Source organism: Streptomyces sp. DI166, assembly GCF_900091315.1.
Lineage (GTDB): Bacteria > Actinomycetota > Actinomycetes > Streptomycetales > Streptomycetaceae > Streptomyces > Streptomyces fuscus.
Window position 1 is genome coordinate 1 of sequence record NZ_FLSP01000218.1, and the last position, 2,258, is coordinate 2,258.

General features: G+C 69.4%; 2 protein-coding genes. Both read left to right on the forward strand.

Annotated features, from left to right (window positions below):
* Window positions 1-104 precede the first annotated feature (104 nt).
* Complete coding sequence (gene istA / locus GA0115233_RS39885; RefSeq protein ID WP_093725674.1) at window positions 105-1,361, forward strand: IS21 family transposase; 1,257 nt, start codon at window positions 105-107, stop codon at window positions 1,359-1,361.
* Entirely contained in the window at window positions 1,361-2,185 is an 825-nt protein-coding gene (gene istB, locus GA0115233_RS39890) for an IS21-like element helper ATPase IstB (RefSeq protein WP_093725676.1), read from the forward strand. Before istA ends, istB begins: the two co-directional genes overlap by 1 nt.
* Window positions 2,186-2,258 lie beyond the last annotated feature (73 nt).

A 2,258-nucleotide genomic window follows, 5' to 3' on the forward strand; every position in this document is an offset into this window, starting at 1 on the left:
TCTCGGCGTCGCTCGAATCCTGACCCTCTGACGGCGGATCAAAAGTGACCCACTTGGTGATCTTCGCCTGAACCTGATCTTGATCTGAGGTCAGGAGGGAGAGGGTGATCTGCGTGGAGGACTGGGCAGAGATCCGTCGGCTGCACCGGGCCGAGCAGATGCCGATCCGGGCGATCGCGAGGCATCTGGGCATCTCGAAGAACACGGTCAAGCGGGCACTGGCCAGCGACCGGCCGCCGAAGTACGAGCGTCCGGCCAAGGGCTCGGTGGTCGACGCCGTCGAGGTGCAGATCCGTGAGCTGCTCAGGGAGACCCCGACGATGCCCGCCACGGTGATCGCCGAGCGGATCGGATGGGAACGCGGGATGACGGTCCTCAAGGAGCGAGTGCGGGAACTGCGGCCCGCCTACGTTCCCGTCGATCCGGTCTCCCGCACGACCTATCAGCCGGGTGAGCTGGCCCAGTGCGACCTGTGGTTCCCCGAGGCGGACATCCCGCTCGGCTATGGGCAGACGGGGCGTCCTCCGGTGCTGGTGATGGTGTCCGGCTACTCGCGGGTGATCGCCGCACGGATGCTGCCCTCCCGCACCACCGGCGACCTGATCGACGGTCACTGGCGGCTGCTGTCCGCCTGGGGAGCGGTGCCCAAGTCGCTCGTCTGGGACAACGAGGCCGGGGTCGGCCGCGGCAGGCTGACGACGGAGTTCGCCGCGTTCGCGGGCCTGCTCGCCACGAAGATTCACCTGTGCCGTCCGCGTGATCCAGAAGCGAAAGGGCTGGTCGAGAGGGCCAATGGCTACCTGGCCACGAGTTTCCTGCCCGGCCGCACCTTCAGCGGCCCCGGCGACTTCAACACCCAGCTGACCTGCTGGCTGGCCGTCGCCAACCGGCGCGTCCACCGCGCCCTGCAGACCCGCCCCACCGAGCGGTGGGAGGCCGACCGGGCCGGGATGCTCACCCTGCCGCCCGTCGACCCGCCCGCATGGTGGCGGATGCAAACCCGGATCGGCCGCGACCACTACGTCCGCGTCGACACCAACGACTACTCCGTGCACCCCGACGCGATCGGCCGCACCGTCACCGTGCTCACCGACAACGACGAGGTCATCGCGCTGGCACCCGGCGGCGTGATCGTCGCCCGCCACCCCCGCTGCTGGGCCCGCCACCAGACCATCACCGATCCCGACCACGCGGAGGCCGGCAAGACGATGCGCGCACAGCTGCACCATCAGCAGGCCGCCCGCCAGGCCACAACCCCGGATGCCGCCGGCCCGCTTGTCGAGGTCGAGCAACGCGAACTCGGCTCCTATGACCGGCTGTTCACCGTCATCGAAGGCGGCGGCGACAGGGAGGCCGGCTGATGCCCCGCACCACCACCGCCCCGCCCGAAAGCACCACAGCGGGCCGCAGGACCGGCTCCCAAACGGCCGCCGACCTCGCCTTCCTCGCCCGCGCGATGAAGGCACCGGCCCTGCTGGACGCCGCCGACCGGCTCGCCGAACGCGCCCGCAAGGAGTCCTGGACCCACGCCGAGTACCTCGTCGCCTGCCTCCAACGCGAGGTCTCCGCCCGCGAATCCCACGGCGGCGAGGCCCGCGTCCGCGCCGCCCGCTTCCCCGCGATCAAGACGATCGAGGAACTCGACGTCACCCATCTGCGCGGCATGACGCGACAACAGCTCGCGCATCTGGGCACGTTGGACTTCATCGCCGGCAAGGAGAACGCCGTCTTCCTGGGACCGCCGGGCACCGGCAAGACACACCTGGCCATCGGGCTCGCGGTCCGCGCCTGCCAGGCCGGACACCGCGTCGCCTTCGCCACCGCCGCCGAGTGGGTCGACCGCCTGGCCGCCGCCCACCACGCCGGACGACTCCAGGCCGAGCTCACCAAGCTGAGCCGTTACCCGCTGATCGTGGTCGACGAGGTCGGCTACATCCCCTTCGAAGCCGAGGCCGCCAACCTGTTCTTCCAGCTCATCTCGAACCGATACGAACGCGCGTCCGTGATCGTCACCAGCAACAAACCCTTCGGACGCTGGGGAGAGGTCTTCGGCGACGAGACCGTCGCCGCCGCCATGATCGACCGCCTCGTCCACCACGCCGAGGTCCACTCCCTCAAGGGCGACTCGTTCCGCATGCGAGGACGCGAACTCGGACGCGTCCCCACCACCACCGACAACGACTGATACGACCAAACCGAAGACACCCGGGTCAGATTTCAACCGACCAAAGTGGGTCCAGATTCAGCCGCCGCCGACA

What these genes read in the sequence shown, in the direction of transcription:
- istB (WP_093725676.1), top strand. Translation starts at nt 1,361, where the DNA reads ATGCCCCGCACCACCACCGCCCCGCCCGAAAGCACCACAGCGGGCCGC.